This is a genomic window from Kribbella sp. NPDC002412 (assembly GCF_053592935.1).
This window is the reverse complement of sequence record NZ_JBSFBL010000093.1, coordinates 1-20,054: the sequence shown is the minus strand read 5'-3', so window position 1 is coordinate 20,054 and position 20,054 is coordinate 1. Positions and strand designations below refer to the sequence as shown.

Here is a 20,054-nt window from a genome sequence, read left to right as displayed (position 1 = left end):
TGGGCAACCGAAGCCGGTTGACGATGAACTCGGTCGCGCGGTCGCCGCCGCCGAAACCGCCCAGCACGCCGGCCACGCCGACATCATCCGCGAATCCATCGACGGCCAGAAAACCATGGGCTGAATCAGGCGGGGCGGATGTTCTTGTTGTGGTGGAAGGTGTTGCCGGGGTCGTACTTGGACTTGATGTCGGCGAGCCGGCGGTAGGTGTGGTCGCCGTACGCCTCTCGGGTGCGGGTGGTGTCGTCGGCGTCGAGGAAGTTGACGTAGACGCCGGCGGCTCGATGGGGCTGGAGGGCTTGGAGGAATCGCCGTGCCCAGGCGGTCTCGGCGACCGCGTGCTCAGCGGCTTCGTCGGGGCGCCATACCGCTTCGATGACGATGTTGTGGGGCACGCCGCGACCTGCGTAGGCAGTGGCGTCGTCGGGGACTCTGGCGACGGCACCACCCAGGTGGAACATGGCGGCGTACGACCGGGGCGAGCCGGCAGCGTAGGCGTGGTCGGCGACGACGGAGATGGTGTCGTCGGAGAGGCCGGTGAGGTTCGTGGACTTCCAGTAGTAGTGCCAGCCGTGCGGGACGGTGTCGTCGATGGCTGCCTGATGGGCGACGTACGGCGTGGGTCCGATCAGATCCACGAGTGGCCGACCGAACCGACGGAGGTCCCGCACCACGCGCTCGCCGTCGTGCACGGCGCCGGAGTAGGAGCACGCGACAGCCACGGCCGGTCGCCAGTGCAGGTGCTCAGGAACGCTTGACCACGGCGGGATCGTGCCGAGCCGGATGACGCTGCCGAGCTCGTCCGGTGCGTCGGCCACGAAGTCGCGGTAGAAGCGCAGTACGTCGGCGGTGTCCTCGGCCGCCCAGAACACGGGACCGGCGAGGATGTCCGGGCCGAGGCGATGCAGCGCGAACTCGAACGACGTGACGATGCCGAAGTTGCCGCCCCCACCGCGCAGTGCCCAGAACAGGTCGGGGTGCTCGTCGGTGGACGCCTGAACGACGCTGCCGTCGGCGTTGACCACCTCAGCGGCCAGGAGGTTGTCGACGGCGAGGCCGTACTTGCGCATCAGCCAGCCAAGGCCGCCGCCGAGGGTGAGCCCGGCGACACCGGTGTGGCTCACGATGCCGCCGGTGGTGGCCAGGCCATGGGCTTGCGTTGCATGGTCGACGTCGCTCCACAGGCCGCCGCCCTGCATCCGGGCGGTGCGACCGGCCGGGTCGACCGACACGGACCGCATGGCCGAGAGGTCGATGACGATCCCGTCGTCGCACACCGCCGTACCGGCGACGTTGTGGCCTCCGCCGCGTACGGCGATCTCCAGGTCGTGGTCGCGGGCGAAGTGGACTGCCGCGACCACGTCGGCGGTCCCGCCGCAGCGAGCGATCAGCCGCGGACGCCGATCGACGGCACCGTTCCACACCGCCCGGGCGGTGTCGTAGTCGCTCTGGCCAGCGGTGATCAGCCGGCCTCCGAAACCTTGGATCTCCATCGCCGTACCTCCCTCTCGACAGACCCATCGCATCGCCGTTGACGCCGGCGGTGAAGTCAAGAATCTGGACTTCACACCCGCGGAGGGCGGCAAGACACTGACGGTGTGAGGACATACGGCCAGTACTGCCCCATCGCACGCGGCGCGGAGATCTTCGCCGAGCGCTGGACGCCGCTGATCATCCGCAACCTGCACCTGGGCTGCGGAAACTTCAGCGAGATTCTGGAGGGCGCGCCCGGGCTCTCACGGACGCTGCTCTCGCAGCGGCTCAAGCAGCTCGAACGGTTCGGCATCGTCCGGTCGGCGCTCAAGCCCGACCGGCGCGGGCACCACTACGAGCTCACGCCCGCGGGCGAGGACCTCTTCAAGGTCTGCATGTCGCTCGGTGAGTGGGGTGCTGCCTGGCTCGAGATCGCCCCCGAGCACCTGGACCCGTTCGTGGCGCTGTGGTCGATGTGCAACCTGCTCCGCCGGGACCGGCTCCCGGGCCGCCGCGTCGTGATCCGCTTCGACTTCACCGGCGGGCCGCGTCCGGAACGGTACTGGCTGCTGATCGAGCGCGGTGAAACGGAGATCTGCAAGACCTACCCGGGCCTCGATGTGGACCTTTACGTCACGGCGGAGGCCGAAGCCTTCGTCAAGTGGCACGCCGGCCGGCTCAGTTGGGCCGAAGCCGTGCGCGACCGCCGCATCCAGCTGCACGGTCCCTCCTGGCTCGTCCGAGCGTTCCCGACCTGGAACGCCCGCAGTGCCTTCGCCCACGTCAAGCAGATGCCCGCGGCGTGAAAACCGGGTGACCCGTCGTAGTCGGGGGAGCTAGCCTGCGGGCGGTCGGATCTTGGAGGCTTTCGTGGGCTATGCGATCAGGGCGTTGCGGGACGGCGATCCGGAGGTCATCTCGGGGGCGTTGAGCGCGATCGGGTGGAGCAATCCGGTGTCGCAGTACGAGAAGTACCTGGCCGAGCAGCGTGCCGGGCTGCGGAACGTCCTGGTGGCGACGGTCGACGAGGAGTACGCCGGATACGTCACCATCTGGTGGGAGTCGCCGTACCAGCCGTTCGACGGGATCCCCGAGATCCAGGACTTCAACGTGCTGCCGAAGTTCCGCCGGCGCGGGATCGGCAGCGGCCTGATGGACGCGGCCGAGGCACTCGTCGCCGAGCGGTCCGACACGGTCGCGATCGGCGTCGGCCTGTACGCCGACTACGGCACGGCCCAACGGATGTACGTCCGCCGCGGCTACATCCCCGACGGCCGCGGCATCCTCTACAAACTCCAACCGGTCCCACCGGGCGAAATGGTCCGCAACGACGACGACGCCATCCTGATGTTCAGCAAGTCCCTCGTCTCGGATGGAACCACCACCTGAGCGCCAGGACTCCGGGGAGTTCTGGCGCTCGGTCACGGTGTCAACGTGATGGGCGCAGATCGGTCCGGCGGAACGGGAAGAACTCGCGGACGTCCTGGGCGCAGCGGCAGGCGACCGCGACCTTCGCGGCCCACTCCAGTGCGTCGTCAAGAGTGGGTACGTCGATCACGAAGATGCCGCCGATGAGCTCCTTGCTCTCCGGGTACGGTCCGTCGGTGATTACCCCGTCGGTGTCCACGAGCGCGTGCTTCTGGCGGTAGTCCACCCCACCGCTGAAGACGAAGACCCCGGCGTCCTTGGCCGCCTGGACCACCGCGTGCGCCTCGTCGGCCACCTGCGGCAGGTCCTCCTCCTTGACGTCCATCGCGCCGTCTTCGAACGAGATCAGGTACTGCGTCATCGCATAGCTCCTTGTCCCGGGCAGCCTCCTCCGACCGCCGCTCACCCCCGCAACGAACACCCCACCCCGAATCCGACAGGGTGCCACCAGAATTCTCCGGCGACCTCCGCCGCCACGCAGTCCTCCCCGCCCGCTCGGTGAGACCGCCATGCTTGGCCGCGGGGCGGTTAGGGTAGCCTCACCTCATGATCGTCTGCCACTGCGAGGTCGTCAGCGACCGCGACGTCCGCGAGAGCATCGACCGCGGCGCTCGTACGGTCGCGCAGGTGTGCGGGGCGACCGGGGCAGGGCGGAACTGTGGCGGCTGCGTCTTCTCGTTGAAGCGACTGTTGTGCGAGCATGGGAGGTCGGTCTCGGCAACCTCGCTCACGGAGGTGGCAGGTGCAACCGGTTAACCCACGAGTCGTCGTACTGCTCAACGAGGCACTGACACTCGAGCTGACGGTGATCAACGGGTACTTCCTGGAAGCCAGGATGCTCGACAACTGGGGCTTCAGCCGGCTGGGCAAGGTCTTCTACGACCTGTCCATCGACGAGATGAAGGACGCCGACGCGCTGATCAACCGCATCCTGCTGTTCGACGGCCACCCGAACCTGCAGAAGCTCGGCGCCGTGACCGTCGGTGAGGACCCCCAGGAGATGCTCCGGCTGGGGCTCGAGAGTGAGCACTCCGCGGTGGCGCGGTTCAACGCGTCCGCCCAGGAGTGCCACGACCTCGGCGACCACGGCACCGCCGCCGTCTTCGAAGAGATGGTCCGCGACGAGGAGAAGCACGTCGACTGGTTCGAAACCCAACTCGACGCCATCGAACGCGTCGGCGCCCAGCAGTACCTAGCCCAGCAAATCGACCCCGGCCAATCCCCCGGCTGAGACCCGCTTGCACGACGCCGGACGCCGGAGAAGCGGCCCGGCCGTAACATCACGGCATGCCTGCCGACGACCGAGTGGTGCGGTCCACCCACTAGGTCGTGCCTTCCGTCCGCGAGGGCCGCTAGGTGCGACCCTCGCGTCAGCTGTTCAGCTGTCGGCCGGGAACGGTACGCCGGTGTTGCTGTGGCAGCGGTAGCCGTTGGGGTTCTTGCGCAGGTACTGCTGGTGGTAGGGCTCGGCGTAGTAGAACGTGGTGGCGGGGGCGATCTCGGTGGTGATGTCGCCGTAGCCGAGGGGCTTGATGACCGGGGCGTAGAGGTCACGGGTGCGCTCGGCCTCGGCGCGCTGGGCGTCGGTGGTGTAGTAGACGGCCGAACGGTACTGGGAGCCCAGGTCGTTGCCCTGGCGCATGCCCTGGGTCGGGTCGTGGGTCTCCCAGAAGACCTTCAGCAGGTCGGTGAAGGTGGTCTTGGTGGGGTCGTAGACGATCCGGACCGCCTCGGTGTGACCGGTGCCGCCGGTGCAGACCTCCTCGTACGTCGGGTGGGGCGTGTACCCACCCGCGTAGCCGACCGCGGTCGTGTAGACCCCGGGCTGCTGCCAGAAGATCTCCTCGGTGCCCCAGAAACACCCGGTGCCGAACCAGACCTCCTCGAACCCCTCGGGCGCGGCGGCGGTCTGCGGCGTACCGAGAACGATGTTCTCGTCCGGTACGGCGAATCCGGGCGAAGGCCGGCCAGGCAGTGCCGCCTCGGGCTCGACCAGAGCTGTGTTGCGCTTGAAGAACGACATCTCACGCCTCTCGCAGAATGACTCTCATAGTCTCCCAACGCCCCCTCCCGAGCGAACCTTCCCCCAACCCATTACGGCACGCGAACGTCACCTCCGGCGGTTCCCCGCGGAGGAGATGGTTGAGCAGGTCAGGCGATCATGGCGGCGGTTCGGTGGGTGGGGGAGGTGGTGGTGAGGCTGGTGTAGGAGGCGGCCAGGTGGCGGATGCCGTCGTGGAGGGCGTCGGGGTCCAGGGTGAAGGGGAGGCGGATGAAGGACTCGAGGCCGCCGTCGGGGGAGAAGCGGGAGCCGGCGACCAGGAGTACGCCGTTTCGTTGCGCCACGCCGACCAGCGACGACCCGACCGGCTCCGGCAGCTCGCACCACAGCGACAACCCGCCCGCCGGCACCTGGAAGCGCCACGACGGCAGGTACGACGTCAAGGCAGCAGCCAGCGCATCCCGCCGTCGCGCGATGTCGACCCGGCGTTCGGGCAGGATCGACGACCGCTGCCGCAGCAGCTCGGCGACGACCAGTTGGTCCAGCACCGGAGCGCCCAAATCCATCGACGCCTTCGCATCCAGAACCCGCGCGATCAGCGGCTCCGGGACGCGCATCCACCCGATCCGCAGACCGCCCCAGAACGACTTGCTCACCGACCCGACCGTGATCACCCCGACCGGGTCGTACGACGCGAACGGCGGCGGCATCTCCTGACCGTCCAGGGACAGCTCGAACAACGTCTCGTCCACGATCGCCGTCGTCCGGGCCCGCGCGAACGCGGTCGCCAGCCGCTGCCGGTCCGCCGCCGACATCGACCACCCGGTGGGGTTCTGGAAGTCGACCACCATCCACGCGGCCCGCGGCGCGGTCTGCCTGATCGTTGCCTCCAGCAAAGGAAGGTCCCAGCCGCCGGGACTCATCGGCACCGCCACCACCCGGCACCCGCTGCGCCGGATCGCGTCGACCGAGTTCGGGTGGGTCGGGCTCTCGGTCAGCACCCGGTCGCCGATCTGCGTGATCGCCCGGATCGCGATCGACGTCGCCGCCAGCGCTCCCCCGGTGATGATGATCTGGTCGGCGGTCGTCGGCAGCCCGCGTTCCTCGTACGCCGCCGCGATCTCCGCCCGCAGCTCCGGCAACCCCTGCGGGTGATACCCCGGCGTCGCCAGGTGCACCGGCAGATCCGCGGCCGCCGACGCGACCGCCGTACTGATCCCCGGTACGGCGCTGGGCGCGGCGCACGTGAAGTCGTACAGCCCGTCCGTGTCGATCCCCGGAGCGTGGTGCCGGCCGAGCTCCGGCTCGACCCTCGACGGGAGCGCTGTCACGCTGCCCGAACCGCGGCGCGAGATCAGGTACCCGCTGTCACGCAGCTCGCGGTACGCCGACGCGACCGTCGTACGACTGACACCGAGCGCGTCCGTCAGCTCACGCTCACTCGGCAGCCGGGACCCGGGCATGATCCGCCCGTCCGCGATCAGCAGCCGGAGCCGGTCGGCCAGCAGCCGGTACGCCGGACCACTGCCGTCGGCCCAGGCGTCGAGCAGGCCGGAGAGCGTGCTGGCCGGGAGATATTGCCCCTTCATGCAGTCCACTATTGCGCAATTGGCTATCGAACACCAGGCCACTTGCTCGCAGACTGAAGAATGTGACCGCCACTTCCGATGCCCCGCCACGCCAGCTCGCCGCGCTGAACCCGATCCAGCAGCTGAAGGCAGGCCACCTTCCCCGCCGTCTGGTCCAGCTGTACGTCGGCCTGACGCTGTACGGCTTCTCGATGGGCCTGATGATCCAGGGCAACCTCGGCCTCGACCCGTGGGACGTGCTGCACTCGGGCATCACCAAGCACCTGCCGCTCAGCTTCGGCGCCGTCGTGATCGCGATGAGCTTCGTGGTCCTGCTGGCCTGGATCCCGCTGCGGCAGTGGCCGGGTCTCGGCACGATCAGCAACGCGATCGTGATCGGCCTGGTGACCGACCTGACGCTGGCCACGGTCGACCGGCCGGACGCGCTCTGGGTGAAGATCGTCTTCATGCTCGCGGGCGTCGTGGTCAACGCTCTCGCCGGCGCGCTCTACATCGGCGCCCAGTTCGGTCCCGGTCCGCGCGACGGCCTGATGACCGGCCTGGTACGGCGTACCGGCCTCAGCGTCCGCCTGGTCCGGACCACGATCGAGGTGACCGTGCTCGCGGTCGGCTTCCTGCTCGGCGGCGTGGTCGGCGTCGGCACCGTGGTCTACGCGCTGTCGATCGGCCCGCTGGTCCACTTCCTGCTGCCGATCTTCACCGTCAGGCTCAAAACCCAGTAAAACAACGGCTCCCGGACCGCCTGGTCCGGGAGCCGCTGTTCGCAGGACCCCTCAGCCTGCGGACTGTGGATGTCAGCGGATCGGCTCCAGCTCACGATCCTGCACAGCGTTGGCCCGCGGCTTGATCCGCCGCGGCCACCAGGCCTTGTGGCCGAGCAGCGCGGTGACGCTCGGGACCAGGAAGATCGACATCAGGAACGCGGAGATCACGATGCCGGCCGCGACCGAGAAGCCCATCTCGGTGAGCAGCGCCATCCCGGCCAGCATCAGCGACGAGAACGTGCCGGCCAGGATCAGCCCGGCCGCTGCCACCGACGGACCGCCGTGCTCGATCGCCAGGTCAGCGGCCTCCCGTGGCGGCGTGCCCTGCTCGGCCTCCTCCCGCAACCGCGCGATCATCAGGATGTTGTAGTCGGTGCCGATGGCAACGACGAACAGGTACAGCATGATCGGCAGCGAGAACGTCACCCCCGCGTGCCCGGCCGCGCCCTGGAACACCAGCACGGTCGCGCCGATCGAGCTGAAGAAGCTCAGCACCACCGCGATCATCAGCACCAGCGGCGCCAGCAACGAACGCAGCAGCAGCGCCAGGATGATCGCGATCAGGCCGCCGGCGACCGGGAAGATCACGGACAGGTCCCGGCTGTTCGCGTCCCGGATGTCGGTGTAGCTCGCGGTGACCCCGCCGAGCAGCGTCGTCGTGCCGTCCGGCGCCTCCGCGTGCGCGACGTCCCGGAGCTTCCCGTCGACCAGGTCGAGCGACGACCTCGCGTACGGCGGGTCGCTCAGCACGACGTTGATCTGGGCAACCGTCTTGTCCTGGTTGAGCAGCGCCAGGCTGCCGTCCGCGCCGGCCGGGAGCACGGCCCCGACACCTTCCACCTTGGCGAGCTTCCCGGCGTACGTCGTGAGCTCGGCCGGGTCGAGCGCCGTACCGTCGGTGCTGCGGACGTAGACCGTGGTCGGGTTGAGCGCGCCGGCCGGGAACCCGGCCTGCAGGTCCTTGATCGCGCGGGACGACTCGGTGCCGTCGGGCAGCTGGCTGAATGCGTCGTAGTCGACCTTCATCCCCAGCGCGCCGAGCGCGAGCGCGACCATCAGGCCGCCGGACACCGCGGCCACGACGGCCGGACGGCGGGCGGTGAACCGGCCGAACCGCTTGAACATCGCGCCCTTCGGCGTCTTCTGCCACGACTTCGACGGCCAGAACACCTTCGGGCCGAGCAGCGAGACCACCGCCGGGATCAGCGTGATCGCGGCGAAGGCCATCACCGCCACCGCGATGGCCAGGCCCGGGCCGAGGCTCTTGAACCCGCCGAACACGGCCAGCAGGAGGGCGCTGAACGCGACGATGATCGCGCCCGCGGCCGACACGATCACCTCGGCGACCCGCGCGGTCGCGTTGACCAGGGCCTCCTTCGACGGCTCGCCGGCACGGAGGCGCTCCCGGTAGCGGAACAGCAGGAACAGGATGTAGTCCGTCCCGACGCCGTACAGCACGACGGTCAGGATGGTCTGCAGGTCCTGCGTCACCTGCAGGTCGAAGGCCTTGGCGGCCAGCGCGATCAGACCGGGCGCGATCGAGGCGACCAGGCCGACCGTGAGGATCGGCAGGAACGCTGCGACCGGGCTGCGGTAGATGAGCAGCAGCAGGCCGATGATCAGTACGACGGTCGCGATGCCGACCACGACGAACGCGTTCTCGAAGGCGTCCTGGTTGTCGAGGAACAACGCCGCGTCGCCGGTCACGCCGTACTCGAGGTCGCTGCCGGTCAGCGTGGAGCCGGTCACGTCGCGGACCTTCTGGACCGCGTCCAGCACGGCCTGGTCGTCCGGCAGGCCCTTGAGGCCGACACTGACGATCTGGACCTGCTTGTTCGGCGAGACCGCCTGCGGGCCGGTGATCGCGCCGGTGACCCGGTCGATCTTCGCCGCGGTGATCCTGCTCGCGAGCTCGGTCACCTTGGCCTGGTCGGTCGCGGTCAGCTCACCGCCCGCGCCGCGCTTGATCACGATGCTCGCGGTCGCGTCGTTGGTCTGCCCGAAGGCGTCCGCGGCCAGCTTCTGCGCCTGCACCGACTCGTACTTGTCAGGCAGGAAGGCCGCCTGGTCCTTGTTCGTCACGTCGGCGAGCGTCGGCGCGAAGGCGACCACGGCCACAGCCGCGATCACCCAGGCGGCGATCACCTTCCACGGGTTGTGGACGACGAATCGTCCGAGTTTGGTGAACACCCCGAACCCCTCCTGAGGGTCTGTCTACCTGCCGGTCGGTTGGTAGACTACCTGCCGGTCGGTAGGTACGTGAAGCTGCCCGGCCCGAAGATCAGTGAGAGGGTGGTCACGTGCAGCACGCGACGAATCCCCGCGAGCGGGTGCGGGACACCAAGACCGAGATCCATCAGGCGGCGGTGCAGCTGTTCTCGACCCAGGGCTACGAGAAGACCAGCCTGCGCGAGATCGCCGAGCAGGTCGGCATCACCAAGGCGTCGCTGTACTACCACTACTCGTCCAAGCAGGAGCTGCTCCGGGCCATCGTCGGGACGTTCTTGGACGACATCTCCAGGGTGCTGAGCCTGGTCGAGGAGGTGCCGTGGTCGCCCGAGTCCGAGCGCGAGCTGCTCGGCGCGTACGTCGACGTCGTGATCGCGCACCGCTCGACCGGACCCACGCTGCTGCGTGACATCGCCGCCGTACTGGCCGCGTTCGGGGACGATCTGGACAAGCTGATCGCGCAGAGCCGGCGCTTCCAGCTGTGGCTGGCCGGCCCGGATCCGACGCCCGCCGACCGCCTCCGCGCCGCCGCGGCCGTCGAGACCGTCGGCGCCGCCATGTCCGTCGAGCTCGACCTCGGCGTCACCGACGCCGAGATCCGTGCCGTCCTGATCGACGCCGCCACCGCCATCCTCGCCCGCCGCGGCACCCCGGCCTAGCGATCGGCCGTCCGGGTTGTCGGTGGGCGGCGTTACGGTCGGTCAGTGAGCAGCTTCCAGTTCTCGGCGCCGCTGTGGCAGTATCCGGGGGAGAGCGGCTGGCACTTCATCTCGGTGCCGCCGGAGGTCAGCGACGACATCGCCCACCTGACGGCTGCGACCCGGCACGGCTTCGGGTCGGTCCGGGTGATCGCGACCATCGGCTCCACCACCTGGCAGACCTCGGTCTTCCCGGACAGCAAGTCCGGCACGTACCTGCTGCCGGTCAAGAAGCCCGTGCGCACAGCGGAGCATCTGACCCCCGGCGCCGACGTGGAAACCAGGTTGAAGCTGGCTGAGTTGTAGCGGCCGACGGCTCGGGAGAGTTCACTTGGCGTTCAGGTGGGGCCGACGCTGCGGTGGTTAGCGTTTGGGCATTCAGTCTGAGCGGAGGGGTGTCATGCGCAGGACGAGCAGGTTGCTGGTTGCGGTTGGGGTGCTTCTTGGCGCTGGTACGGCGGGAGTCGTGCCGGCGGATGCCGGCGGCGGACATGAGTCGGTGCGGTTCGCGACGTACAACGCGAGCCTGAACCGGGCTGCGGCCGGCCAGCTGGTGGCCGACCTCAGCACCGGGAACAACGCGCAGGCCAAGGCGGTTGCCGAGGTGATCCAGCGGACGCGGCCCGACGTACTGCTGATCAACGAGTTCGACTTCGTGCCGAACCAGCAGGCGGCGAACCTGTTCCGGGCCAACTACCTCGCGGTCGGGCAGAGCGGCGCGCAGCCGATCAGCTACCCGTACGTGTACGTCGCGCCGTCGAACACCGGGATCCCCAGCGGGTTCGACCTGAACAACGACGGGCAGATCGCGGGTGGCGACGACGCGTTCGGGTTCGGCGCGTTCGAGGGCCAGTTCGGCATGGTCGTGTACTCGCGCTACCCGATCGACACCCGGCACGTGCGGACCTTCCAGCTGTTCAGGTGGAAGGACATGCCGGGCGCGTTGCTGCCGGACGACCCGGCGACGACAGCGCCGGCCGACTGGTACTCGCCCGCGGAGCTCAACGTCTTCCGGCTGTCCAGCAAGTCGCACTGGGACCTGCCGATCAAGATCGGCAAGCGCACCGTGCACTTCCTCGTCTCACACCCGACCCCGCCGACCTTCGACGGCGCCGAGGATCGCAACGGCCGGCGGAACCACGACGAGATCCGGTTCTGGGCCGACTACGTGCAGCCTGGCAAGCGCTCGTCGTACATCTACGACGACAACGGCCGGTACGGCGGGCTGAAGCCGGGCAGCGCGTTCGTCATCGCGGGCGACCAGAACAGCGACCCGGTCGACGGCGACTCGGTGCCGGGGTCGATCCAGCAGCTGATCGACCACCCGCGGATCATCGACCCGCTGCCGGCCTCGGCGGGCGCGGCGGAGGCCGCCGTACTGCAGGGTGGGGCGAACGCGGCGCACGAGGGCGACCCGAAGTACGACACTGCCGACTTCAACGACAACCCGGCGCCGGGGAACCTGCGGGCGGACTACGTGCTGCCGTCGCGGCAGTTGCGGCCGGTGGGCGCGGGCGTGTTCTGGCCGGTGCAGGCGGATCCGCTGTTCCGGCTGACCGGGGTCTTCCCGTTCCCGACCAGCGACCACCGGCTCGTCTGGGTCGACACCCGGATCCCCGGTCACCACTGACGGTCAGCGCTCGAGGTGATCCTTGAGCGCGTCGAGGCGGGAGTCCCAGTCGCGGGCCATCGCGGCCAGGAACTGCTGGGCGACCTGCATCGGCGCCGAGTGCAGGCGGAACCGCACCCGCCTGCGCTCACCGTGCTCCGCGATCACCAGGCCGGCGTCGGACAGCAACGTCAGATGCTTGGCGATCGCCTGCCGGGTGATCGGCAGGCGATTCGCCAGATCCGTGGCCGTCGCCGGCCCACCCGAGGCCAGCGCTGCCAGGATGCTGCGCCGGCTCGGGTCGCCCAGCGCCACGAACACCTGCTCGGCCACCCCCTCCATGTCGGCGCGGCTCAGGCCGCCGGACGGAGGGGTCGGCTCGGGGTGCTGACTGTCAGGCTGCATCGAGGTATTCGATCAGTTCGTCGATCTCGGACGTCCACCCCTGGGTGTTGGCCTCGAACGCCTTGCGGTACTCGTCCTCCGGGAGTTGGGCGAAGCCGGTCTCGACCACGGTCAGCCGGGTGCCGGCGCCGACGGGCTCGAGGGTGAACTCGACATACGTACGGCGCGGGTCCTCCGCCGGCAGCCCGTAGATGTGCCAGGTGAAGCCGAACGTGGTCGGTTCCTCGACCCGCTCGATCCGCATCTCGGCCTGGTCGCCGCTGGTCCACGACATCTGCGCGGTCCCACCCGGCCGCAGGTCGATCGTCGCCTGGTGCCCGAACCACGTCCCCAGCCCCTCAGCCGTGGTCAAAGCCGCCCACACCTTCGCCGGCGGGTGCCCAATCTCCACAGTCCGCTCAATCCGATCCGGAAACCCCATCACAACCTCCAAGTAGCAACCAGTGAGTTGCCATAAAACTATAGCAACCCCGAGGTTGCGTCAAGTGTCGCACACCAACACCCTCGAGAAGGTGAACCGGAGGAACGAGGGGACAGCGGACGCTGCCGGGGGCGGGGCGCCGCGGGTGTCCGGGGATGTTGCTGGGTGGCGTGAGTGCTGACGGTCTTGGTGCAGGAGGTCAGCGTTCCTGGGTGGGTTTGCGGGGGGATTGGGATTGGGTGCGGTGGTGTTCGTTGCCGGTGGGGCGTTCGCCGGCGTCGGTTGTGCGGCCTTCGGTGGAGACGCTGGGTGGGGCCTGGCCTGTCCAGGCTGCGTGAGCTGCCCGGGACGTGTCGCTCTTGAGGTCGGCCTGGTTCTGGGGGGACATGCCGGAGGTCTGGAACTCGGCGGGGGCCTGCCAGTTCTGGTTGGCTGCGGCGGCCTCTTCCGTGGTGGCTGCCTGCTGTGAAGGGGCAGGCTGCTGCTGTTCGCTCGTCTCGGAGAGGTTGCGCACCAGTTGCGTGGGTGGGCCTTGCGCCGGGTCGTTGTGGAGTCCGTCGGTGGCCAGCTGTGGGTCGGTCTGTTGTGCCGCCGGCTGCTGGATCGGGACGGGCTGGTTGACGGCGTTCCCGAAGCCGCGATCCACCCACGCTTCCCGCGAGCCAGGTCCCGGAGCCTGCCCATCAACCCCCTGCCCAGCAGCCACCACCGGCTGCTGCCCCTGCGGCTGCTGCCCCTGGGGTTGCTGAGCCTGAGGCTGCTGCCCTTGGGGTTGCTGAGCCTGGGGCTGTTGAGCCTGGGGCTGTTGAGCCTGGGGCTGTTGAGCCTGGGGTTGCTGGGCCTGGGGTTGCTGGGCCTGGGGTTGCTGGGCCTGGGGCTGCTGCGCTTGGGGCTGTTGCGCTTGGGGTTGCTGCGCCTGCGGCTGTTGCGCTTGGGGCTGTTGGGCCTGGGGCTGTTGGGTGTGGGTGGCTTGGTTGGCTAGTTGGGTTTGGAGGGACTGGATGGCGACCTGCATCTGCAGGGACTCCATTTGGAGGCGGGTTTGTTCGTGTTGCAGGCGGGCGATCTCGACCTGTTGCTGGGCCTGCTGCAGCGGGTCGAGGTCGGGCTGCTGCTGAGCTTGTGGTTGTTGCTGCTGTTGGCCGGGTGGAGCCGCACCGGGTATGCCTTCGGGGCGGATGACTTCTCGGATGCGATCCATCGCCATGTCCGACAGGTCCGCAGCGGTGAAGCGGCGTTGACCGGCCTGCTGACGGACGTTGCCGTCCATGTTCTTGACGTCCTTCGCCGCCTGCGTGAGAGCGCCCGTCAGCGCCTTCGTGCCGCGGCGCCGGTCGAACCAACGCGAAATCCGGTTCCGCCGCCCCGGTCCCGCGGATTGGATGCGGTCGGAGATGGTCTGCTGGATCGCCGCGGACCGGTCCTGGCCCTGCTGGCTGCCGAAGGACGCCGCGTAGTGGCTCTCGACCAGCTCCTGCAGCTGCGACTGCGTCAGCCGCGCGCGACCGATCTGCTCACGGAGGGCAGGGTTCGTCCGCGCGGCCGTGTTGGCGGCCAGCGCGAGCCCGGCCTTCATCTGCTTGGTGCCGCGCCGGGTGTCGCGCCAGCGGGAGATGTTGTTCGACGTACGACGGAGCCGGGACTCAGGGGCAGGCGTGGTCATCGGCTCTCCTAGTCGATGTAGACCGCGTAGTTGACCCCGACCGACGTCGTCAGCGGGTCCTTGCTGGGCTTGTTGCTGTACAGGTGCAACTGCGCCCCCGGCCGCAGCCACACCGCAAGGTGCCGCCGGCCCGCGCCGGCGCCGGGCTCCCACTCGTCGGCGAAGGTCGGGCTGTTGTCGGAGCCGACGTAGTCCGGCGGACCCCAGTGCCGGGTCGCGAGCGCGAGGTGCTCCGGCCAGTGCGCGTCCAGGCCGGCCTCGGCCGCGGCGATGTCGTCCGGGCCGATCTCGTACCCCGACCAGCCGCTGTCCGGGCAGTCGGAGAACACCAGGCCGTCGAACACGATCATCGTCGTCCCCCGAGGCGTGGTGAAGCCCCAGGAGACCATCTCGTCGGCGATCACCTCACCGGGCTGGAGCGGCCACGGCTGCCAGGTTGTGTGCCTCATCACCCGGTTGACGAGCGCGCGGACGACCTGCGGGCCGGAGTCGTCGTTGTCCGGACCGGCGATCACGGTCCAGTCCCGAATCTCGGCGAGGTCGGCCATCGCCAGGTCGTCCTGGTCGAGCGGCCTGGCTTGTGTCTTCATCCGGCGCGGTCGTCCTTCCCGTTCCATGTGTTGACCAGGGCAATCACTGACCGCAACGGTAGAGCCCGGCACGGGTCAGTTGCCAGCGGGTTCGACGCGGCTGTGGACAACCTGGATCCATCGCTTCGTCTCAGCTGCGGACGGCGGGCGCGAGCATCACCAGACCAGGCCGTACGCTGGTCCGGTGAACAAGAAACACCACTACGGCTTCGAGACGCTCGCCATCCACGCCGGGAACGAGCCCGACCCCACCACCGGTTCGGTGGTGCCGCCGATCTACGCGACCAGCACCTTCAAGCAGGACGGCGTCGGCGGGCTGCGCAACGGCTACGAGTACTCCCGGTCGGCGAACCCGACCCGGACCGCGCTCGAGGAGTGTCTGGCCGCGATCGAAGGCGGCAACCGCGGGTTCGCGTTCGCCAGCGGTCTCGCCGCCGAGGACACCCTGATCCGCTCGCTGTGCGTGCCGGGTGACCACGTGGTGTTCCCCGACGACGCGTACGGCGGCACCTTCCGCCTGTTCGCCCGCGTGCTCGGCGCCTGGGGTGTCGAGATGACGCCGGCCGCGGTCACCCACCCGGCGGCGATCCGCGCCGCGATCCGCCCGGGCAAGACCAAGGTGGTCTGGCTGGAGACCCCGACCAACCCGCTGCTGAACGTCGCCGACATCGCCATCGTGGCGCAGATCGCGCACGACGCGGGCGCCCTGCTGGTCGTCGACAACACGTTCGCCTCGCCGTACCTGCAGCAGCCGCTGGAGCTCGGCGCGGACGTGGTCGTGCACTCGACCACGAAGTACATGGGCGGCCACTCCGACGTCGTCGGCGGCGCGCTGATCGTCCGCGACACCGAGCTGGCCGACAAGATCGCCTTCCACCAGAACGCGATCGGCGCGGTCGCCGGCCCGTTCGACTCCTGGCTGGTGCTGCGCGGGATCAAGACCCTCGGCGTCCGGATGGACCGGCACAGCGACAACGCCGAGCGGGTCGTCGAGTTCCTGCAGCGGCACAAGTCCGTCACCCAGGTGCTGTACCCGGGCATCGACGGCCACCCCGGTCACGAGACCGCCGCCAAGCAGATGAAGCGGTACGGCGGCATCGTCTCGTTCCGCGTCTCCGGCGGCGAGCAGCAGGCGATCGATATCTGCAACAAGGCGGAGGTCTTCACGCTGGGCGAGTCGCTCGGCGGCGTGGAGTCGCTGATCGAGCACCCGGGCAAGATGACGCACGCCTCGGTGGCCGGTACGCCGCTCGAGGTGCCGGCCGACCTGATCCGGCTGAGCGTCGGCATCGAGACGATCGACGACCTCCTCCAGGACCTCGACCGCGCGATGTCCTGAGCGATGGGCCTTCTGGTCGCGGTCGACTTCGGGTCGACCTTCACGAAGGCGATCGCGGTGGACTCCGGCTCGGGCGACCTGATCGCCCGGGCCGAGCACCGCACCACGATCGGCACCGACGTGATGGACGGCTGGCACGCCTGCCGGGCCGTGCTCGAGGACGTCGACCGTGGGGTCGCCAAGGCTGAGGTGCTGGCGTGTTCCAGCGCCGGCGGTGGTCTCCGGATCGGTGTCGTCGGCAACGAGGAGCTCGTCACCGCGGAGGCCGGCCGCCGGGTCGCGTTGTCCAGCGGCGGGCGGGTGGTTGCCGTGGTCAACGGCGGGCTCACCGCGACCTCGCTCAAGGCACTCCGCAAGGACCGGCCGGACGTCGTACTCCTGCTGGGCGGCACCGACGGCGGCAACTCGGCCGTTCTGCTGAAGGCCGCCGAGACGCTGGCGAAGTACCGCTGGCGCCGGCCGATCGTTGTCGCCGGCAACATCGATGCCCAGGCGGAGGTCGCCGGGATCCTCGCCGACGTGCCGCACGTCCTGGCCGGCAACGTCGTGCCGGAGATCGGCGTGTTCGAGCCGGACGGGGCGCGGGCGGCGATCCGCGAGATGTTCCTGAAGCATGTGATCGGCGGCAAGAACCTCTCCAAGGACCCACAGTTCGCGCAGATGGTCCGAGCCGCCACGCCGGACGTCGTACTGCGGGGAGTCGAAGTGCTGGCCGGGTTGCATGGCGATGTCGCGGTCGTGGACATCGGTGGCGCGACCACCGACGTGCACTCGGTGATCGAGCTCGACCCGGAGGACGCGAACCTCGGACGTGAGGTTGTCGCGACACACCCGGTCACCCGGACCGTCGAGGGCGACCTCGGCATGCGCTGGAGCGCAGTCCCCGTCGTAGCCGCCGGCGTCGAAGCCGGTCTCGTCCAGGACGACGGCCTCCAGGCAGCCGCGATCCGCCGGCACGACGACCCGTCGTACCTGCCGGACTCCCCGACAGAGACGTCGTACGACGAGACGCTCGCGAGCATCGCGGCCACGGTCGCGATCCGACGGCACGCGGGCCGGCAGCGGATCGTGTTCGGGCCGGGCGGACGGGTGATCGAGCGGTCCGGGAAGGACCTGCGCGAGGTGGACCTGCTGGTCGGATCCGGGGGAGTGCTGCGGCACAACGGCCCGGAGGTCGCCGAGCGGATCCTGGGCTCGGTGGCGGTGAACGCGCAGGCCGAGGGCTGGCTGGTCCCGGAGCGTGCGGCGATCGCCGTCGACCAGGACTACGTGCTGGCCGGCGTCGGCCTGCTCGCCGACCTCCACCCGCAGGCCGCCCAGGGCCTCGCAGCTCGCATTCATAGAACGGTCCGCACCGGGCACTAGTCTCAACAGCACGGCAAGCTGCGGAGGTGTGATGAGCGAGGTGGGGCGGGACCACGAGGCCGGCGTAACCCAGGCGGATGTTCCTGAGGTCGGCAGTGACAAGCTGAGTCCGTTGGCGGACAACGAGGTGCTGGAGTCGTCGAGCACGGACAATCACCTCCTGGCCGCGTCGAGTGGCGGGCGGGTGGACACTGGGGTGACGCCGGCGATGCAGATCGCGTCGGCCTGGGCCTGGCGGTTCCTGGTGATCATGGCCGCGGTGCTCGTGATCGCGTACGGGATGCGCTACCTGTCCGAGGTGGTCGTCCCGGTGACGGTCGGCGTGCTGCTCACCGCGCTGCTGGTGCCGGTGACGAACGGTCTGCAGCGGTTGAAGATCCCGCGCGGCCCGTCGGCCGGGCTCACCGTGCTCTCGACCGTCATCGTGGTGGCGGGCCTGCTCACCCTGGTCGGCACGCAGATCGCCAGCCAGTTCGAGAGCCTCTCGACGCAGGTCGGCGAAGGTGTGCAGAAGCTGCGGGACCTGCTCCGGCTCAACTTCGGCCTCGACGACCAGGACATCAGCAACGCGTTCAACTCGGTCCGCGACGAGATCACGTCCGGCGGCGCGCTCGGCCAGCGCGCGGCCGAGGTCGGGACGACGGCGACGCACGTGTTCGCCGGCTTGTTCATCGCGCTGTTCTGCCTGTTCTTCTTCCTCTACCAGGGCGACCAGATCTGGGCCTGGCTGGTCCGGCTGTTCCCGCGGCAGGCGCGGGAGAAGGCCGACTCGTCCGGCCGGAAGGCGTGGGTGTCGCTGACCGCGTTCGTCCGGGCGACCGTCATCGTCGCGGCCGTCGACGCGATCGGAATCTCGCTGGGCGCGGCGATCCTCGGTCTGCCGCTGGTCAGCGCGATCGGGATCCTGGTCTTCGTCGGCGCGTTCATCCCGGTGATCGGCGCGCTGATCAGCGGCAGCGTCGCGGTCCTGGTCGCGCTGGTCGCCAAGGGCCCGCTCGTCGCGATCATCATGCTGGGGGTGGTGATCGGCGTACAGCAACTGGAGGCCCACGTCCTGCAGCCGTTCCTGCTCGGCCGCGCGGTCGCCGTGCACCCGCTGGCCATCATCCTGGCGATCGCGACCGGTGTCGTCGTCGCCGGGATTGTCGGCGCGCTGATCGCCGTACCGACGGCTGCCGTCATCAACGCCGTGGTCAACCATCTGGCCGGCAACGACGTCGACCCCGAGCCACCCCGCCGCCAGCTACCCCGGCGAAGACAGCCGTCCCCCGAGGTCGTCGACGGCTAGTACGACGCAGCGCCGCCGGGAAGCCCCGGCGGCGCTGTCGTGAGCTCGGGTCAGCGGCCCTGGCCGCCGCGCTCCACCTTCGTGTTGAGTCCCTTGCCCTGCGGGGTCGCGGCCTCGCCTTGCTCGGCACTCGCGCCGGTCGCCTCCGCGGCCACCACGGCGCGGCTGGCAGACGCCTGGGATCCGTCCTGCCCCAGTGCCTTCTGCTCCAGTCCGGTCTGCACCTCGGCGGCCTTGGGCAGCGTCGACTCGGGCGCAGTGACCCCGTTGGCGGCCTCGGTCGCCGCCTCGTGGACCTGCCGCGGCGGGATGCCCAGGCGGGTCAGGGCGTAGTCCACGCGCGGGTCCGTCCGAGCGTGGTCGTAGAACTTCTTCGCACCCTCCATGGCGTTCCGGCCCAGCTGCGCCAGCCGCGACGGTGCGTTCCGTACGGCGTCAGTCGTCGCCTGGTAGGCCGCCCGGCCCCACCGGCTGGCGGCGTTGGCCGCCTGCGCGACCCCTTGCCGCAGTTGCGGTGTCGCGGCAACGACTGCGCCGGCTGCCAGTGCGGCGGTCGCGGCGGCGTTCCCTGGATTCGCGGCCACCGAGTCGGCGTACTGCGCGGCCCACGCTCCCACCGAGTGGGCGGCGTTCGACACCGGGTCGGCCACGTTGTGCCAGGTCTCGACCGCCCAGCCGGACACGGTGCCCGCGGCGCTCTGCAGGCCGTCCACGGCGGCGTTCCACCGCTCCGTGGCCTCCCGGGAGACGTCCTGACCGAACTGCTGCAGGCCGTCGACCGCGGCGTTGTACCGCTCGGTGGCTTCGCGGGCCACGTCCTGGCCGAACGCCTGCAGGCCCTCCTTGGCGGCGGTGTACTGCTCGCTCGCGTACTGCCCGAACGCGACGGCCTGGTCACCGGTCCAGCGGCCGACATCGCCGATCACGGACTGGCCCTGGTCCGAGGCGACCGCGGCCGCTCCCGCTGCGGTCGCGACGAACGGCGCCGCCCGACGCCCACGCCCGGCCTGCTGCGCGGCGATCTGCTGCTGCAGGGCTTCCAGCCGGGCTTGCTGCTCCGCGAACAGCGCACGCTGGTGCTCCGCGAACTGCACGAACACGTCCGCCTGCTCCGGCGAGAAACCCCTGCGGGCCAGCTCGGTGACGTCGAGCTCGAGCCAGCGGGCGGTGAGGCCGCGCAGGGCGTGTGAG

Annotated in this window: 22 protein-coding genes; 12 read left to right on the top strand and 10 right to left on the bottom strand. The window is 69.6% G+C overall.

Annotation, left to right across the window (positions count from 1 at the left end):
* Positions 1 to 124, top strand: a 124-nt coding sequence (locus tag ACWCOV_RS39345; protein WP_449834481.1) for a mycothiol transferase, incomplete at its 5' end; no start/stop codon positions are given.
* A 1-nt stretch (position 125) separates the two neighbouring features.
* Here the strand turns inward: ACWCOV_RS39345 and ACWCOV_RS39340 are convergent.
* The gene (locus ACWCOV_RS39340; protein ID WP_449834480.1) at positions 126 to 1,493 is read right to left on the bottom strand and encodes an FAD-binding oxidoreductase; all 1,368 of its coding nucleotides are present in this window, start codon (positions 1,491 to 1,493) and stop codon (positions 126 to 128) included.
* A gap of 105 nt (positions 1,494 to 1,598) precedes the next feature.
* Between ACWCOV_RS39340 and ACWCOV_RS39335 the strand changes: the two genes are divergently transcribed.
* Together ACWCOV_RS39335 and ACWCOV_RS39330 are read left to right on the top strand one after the other, a co-directional pair.
* Positions 1,599 to 2,279, top strand: coding sequence for a winged helix-turn-helix transcriptional regulator (locus tag ACWCOV_RS39335; protein WP_449834479.1), 681 nt, complete (start codon positions 1,599 to 1,601; stop codon positions 2,277 to 2,279).
* Positions 2,280 to 2,343: 64 nt separating this feature from the next.
* A complete protein-coding gene (locus ACWCOV_RS39330) occupies positions 2,344 to 2,862 on the top strand; it encodes a GNAT family N-acetyltransferase (RefSeq protein ID WP_449834478.1) in 519 nt (172 codons plus the stop codon).
* A 40-nt stretch (positions 2,863 to 2,902) separates the two neighbouring features.
* Here the strand turns inward: ACWCOV_RS39330 and ACWCOV_RS39325 are convergent, their stop codons facing one another.
* Positions 2,903 to 3,262 (bottom strand): YciI family protein, encoded by a 360-nt coding sequence (locus tag ACWCOV_RS39325; RefSeq protein ID WP_449834477.1) that lies wholly within the window; start codon positions 3,260 to 3,262, stop codon positions 2,903 to 2,905.
* A 185-nt stretch (positions 3,263 to 3,447) separates the two neighbouring features.
* On the opposite strand from ACWCOV_RS39325, the gene ACWCOV_RS39320 reads away from it, so the two are divergent.
* Positions 3,448 to 3,657 carry a (2Fe-2S)-binding protein gene (locus ACWCOV_RS39320; RefSeq protein ID WP_449834476.1) on the top strand — a complete coding sequence of 70 codons (210 nt, stop codon included), beginning with the start codon at positions 3,448 to 3,450 and terminating at the stop codon, positions 3,655 to 3,657.
* The gene (bfr, locus tag ACWCOV_RS39315) at positions 3,644 to 4,132 is read left to right on the top strand and encodes a bacterioferritin (protein WP_449834475.1); all 489 of its coding nucleotides are present in this window, start codon (positions 3,644 to 3,646) and stop codon (positions 4,130 to 4,132) included. The genes ACWCOV_RS39320 and bfr overlap by 14 nt, the downstream gene beginning before the upstream one ends.
* A gap of 147 nt (positions 4,133 to 4,279) precedes the next feature.
* On the opposite strand, the gene msrA is transcribed toward bfr, so the two are convergent.
* Both msrA and yczR read right to left on the bottom strand, forming a co-directional pair.
* Positions 4,280 to 4,924: a peptide-methionine (S)-S-oxide reductase MsrA gene (msrA, locus tag ACWCOV_RS39310; RefSeq protein WP_449834474.1), complete on the bottom strand. Its 645-nt coding sequence runs from the start codon at positions 4,922 to 4,924 to the stop codon at positions 4,280 to 4,282.
* A gap of 128 nt (positions 4,925 to 5,052) precedes the next feature.
* On the bottom strand, positions 5,053 to 6,492 hold the full coding sequence (gene yczR / locus ACWCOV_RS39305) for a MocR-like transcription factor YczR (protein ID WP_449834473.1): 1,440 nt from the start codon (positions 6,490 to 6,492) through the stop codon (positions 5,053 to 5,055).
* 62 nt (positions 6,493 to 6,554) lie between these two features.
* Here yczR and yczE point away from each other — a divergent pair, with 62 nt between their 5' ends.
* On the top strand, positions 6,555 to 7,214 hold the full coding sequence (gene yczE / locus ACWCOV_RS39300; protein WP_449834472.1) for a membrane protein YczE: 660 nt from the start codon (positions 6,555 to 6,557) through the stop codon (positions 7,212 to 7,214).
* Between the two features lie 72 nt (positions 7,215 to 7,286).
* Here the strand turns inward: yczE and ACWCOV_RS39295 are convergent, their stop codons facing one another.
* On the bottom strand, positions 7,287 to 9,446 hold the full coding sequence (locus ACWCOV_RS39295; protein ID WP_449834471.1) for an MMPL family transporter: 2,160 nt from the start codon (positions 9,444 to 9,446) through the stop codon (positions 7,287 to 7,289).
* 110 nt (positions 9,447 to 9,556) lie between these two features.
* Here ACWCOV_RS39295 and ACWCOV_RS39290 point away from each other — a divergent pair, with 110 nt between their 5' ends.
* From ACWCOV_RS39290 to ACWCOV_RS39280, 3 genes are all read left to right on the top strand, one after another.
* Entirely contained in the window at positions 9,557 to 10,144 is a 588-nt protein-coding gene (locus tag ACWCOV_RS39290) for a TetR/AcrR family transcriptional regulator (protein WP_360534091.1), read from the top strand.
* A 45-nt stretch (positions 10,145 to 10,189) separates the two neighbouring features.
* A complete protein-coding gene (locus tag ACWCOV_RS39285; RefSeq protein WP_449834470.1) occupies positions 10,190 to 10,489 on the top strand; it encodes a DUF1905 domain-containing protein in 300 nt (99 codons plus the stop codon).
* A gap of 94 nt (positions 10,490 to 10,583) precedes the next feature.
* Positions 10,584 to 11,813, top strand: a complete 1,230-nt coding sequence (locus ACWCOV_RS39280; RefSeq protein WP_449834469.1) for an endonuclease/exonuclease/phosphatase family protein — start codon at positions 10,584 to 10,586, stop codon at positions 11,811 to 11,813.
* Positions 11,814 to 11,816: 3 nt separating this feature from the next.
* Here ACWCOV_RS39280 and ACWCOV_RS39275 read toward each other — a convergent pair whose 3' ends face one another.
* From ACWCOV_RS39275 to ACWCOV_RS39260, 4 genes are all read right to left on the bottom strand, one after another.
* Positions 11,817 to 12,197: an ArsR/SmtB family transcription factor gene (locus tag ACWCOV_RS39275; RefSeq protein ID WP_360534082.1), complete on the bottom strand. Its 381-nt coding sequence runs from the start codon at positions 12,195 to 12,197 to the stop codon at positions 11,817 to 11,819.
* A complete protein-coding gene (locus ACWCOV_RS39270) occupies positions 12,187 to 12,618 on the bottom strand; it encodes an SRPBCC domain-containing protein (RefSeq protein WP_449834468.1) in 432 nt (143 codons plus the stop codon). The genes ACWCOV_RS39275 and ACWCOV_RS39270 overlap by 11 nt, the downstream gene beginning before the upstream one ends.
* Before the next feature lie 199 nt (positions 12,619 to 12,817).
* A complete protein-coding gene (locus ACWCOV_RS39265) occupies positions 12,818 to 14,281 on the bottom strand; it encodes a hypothetical protein (RefSeq protein ID WP_449834467.1) in 1,464 nt (487 codons plus the stop codon).
* Positions 14,282 to 14,289: 8 nt separating this feature from the next.
* Complete coding sequence (locus ACWCOV_RS39260; protein ID WP_449834466.1) at positions 14,290 to 14,871, bottom strand: hypothetical protein; 582 nt, start codon at positions 14,869 to 14,871, stop codon at positions 14,290 to 14,292.
* A 184-nt stretch (positions 14,872 to 15,055) separates the two neighbouring features.
* Here ACWCOV_RS39260 and ACWCOV_RS39255 point away from each other — a divergent pair, with 184 nt between their 5' ends.
* The 3 genes from ACWCOV_RS39255 to ACWCOV_RS39245 are packed head-to-tail and all read left to right on the top strand — an operon-like array spanning position 15,056 to position 18,863.
* Positions 15,056 to 16,210: a cystathionine gamma-synthase gene (locus ACWCOV_RS39255; RefSeq protein ID WP_449834465.1), complete on the top strand. Its 1,155-nt coding sequence runs from the start codon at positions 15,056 to 15,058 to the stop codon at positions 16,208 to 16,210.
* Between the two features lie 3 nt (positions 16,211 to 16,213).
* Positions 16,214 to 17,575 carry a glutamate mutase L gene (locus tag ACWCOV_RS39250; protein WP_449834464.1) on the top strand — a complete coding sequence of 454 codons (1,362 nt, stop codon included), beginning with the start codon at positions 16,214 to 16,216 and terminating at the stop codon, positions 17,573 to 17,575.
* A 31-nt stretch (positions 17,576 to 17,606) separates the two neighbouring features.
* Positions 17,607 to 18,863, top strand: coding sequence for an AI-2E family transporter (locus ACWCOV_RS39245; RefSeq protein WP_449834463.1), 1,257 nt, complete (start codon positions 17,607 to 17,609; stop codon positions 18,861 to 18,863).
* Positions 18,864 to 18,913: 50 nt separating this feature from the next.
* Here the strand turns inward: ACWCOV_RS39245 and ACWCOV_RS39240 are convergent.
* Positions 18,914 to 20,054, bottom strand: a 1,141-nt coding sequence (locus tag ACWCOV_RS39240) for a hypothetical protein (RefSeq protein ID WP_449834462.1), incomplete at its 5' end; no start/stop codon positions are given.

What these genes read in the sequence shown, in the direction of transcription:
- ACWCOV_RS39340 (WP_449834480.1), bottom strand. Translation starts at nt 1,493, where the DNA reads ATGGAGATCCAAGGTTTCGGAGGCCGGCTGATCACCGCTGGCCAGAGC.
- ACWCOV_RS39325 (WP_449834477.1), bottom strand. Translation starts at nt 3,262, where the DNA reads ATGACGCAGTACCTGATCTCGTTCGAAGACGGCGCGATGGACGTCAAG.
- ACWCOV_RS39320 (WP_449834476.1), top strand. Translation starts at nt 3,448, where the DNA reads ATGATCGTCTGCCACTGCGAGGTCGTCAGCGACCGCGACGTCCGCGAG.
- msrA (WP_449834474.1), bottom strand. Translation starts at nt 4,924, where the DNA reads ATGTCGTTCTTCAAGCGCAACACAGCTCTGGTCGAGCCCGAGGCGGCA.
- yczR (WP_449834473.1), bottom strand. Translation starts at nt 6,492, where the DNA reads ATGAAGGGGCAATATCTCCCGGCCAGCACGCTCTCCGGCCTGCTCGAC.
- ACWCOV_RS39280 (WP_449834469.1), top strand. Translation starts at nt 10,584, where the DNA reads ATGCGCAGGACGAGCAGGTTGCTGGTTGCGGTTGGGGTGCTTCTTGGC.
- ACWCOV_RS39275 (WP_360534082.1), bottom strand. Translation starts at nt 12,197, where the DNA reads ATGCAGCCTGACAGTCAGCACCCCGAGCCGACCCCTCCGTCCGGCGGC.
- ACWCOV_RS39270 (WP_449834468.1), bottom strand. Translation starts at nt 12,618, where the DNA reads ATGGGGTTTCCGGATCGGATTGAGCGGACTGTGGAGATTGGGCACCCG.
- ACWCOV_RS39265 (WP_449834467.1), bottom strand. Translation starts at nt 14,281, where the DNA reads ATGACCACGCCTGCCCCTGAGTCCCGGCTCCGTCGTACGTCGAACAAC.
- ACWCOV_RS39260 (WP_449834466.1), bottom strand. Translation starts at nt 14,871, where the DNA reads ATGAAGACACAAGCCAGGCCGCTCGACCAGGACGACCTGGCGATGGCC.
- ACWCOV_RS39250 (WP_449834464.1), top strand. Translation starts at nt 16,214, where the DNA reads ATGGGCCTTCTGGTCGCGGTCGACTTCGGGTCGACCTTCACGAAGGCG.
- ACWCOV_RS39245 (WP_449834463.1), top strand. Translation starts at nt 17,607, where the DNA reads ATGAGCGAGGTGGGGCGGGACCACGAGGCCGGCGTAACCCAGGCGGAT.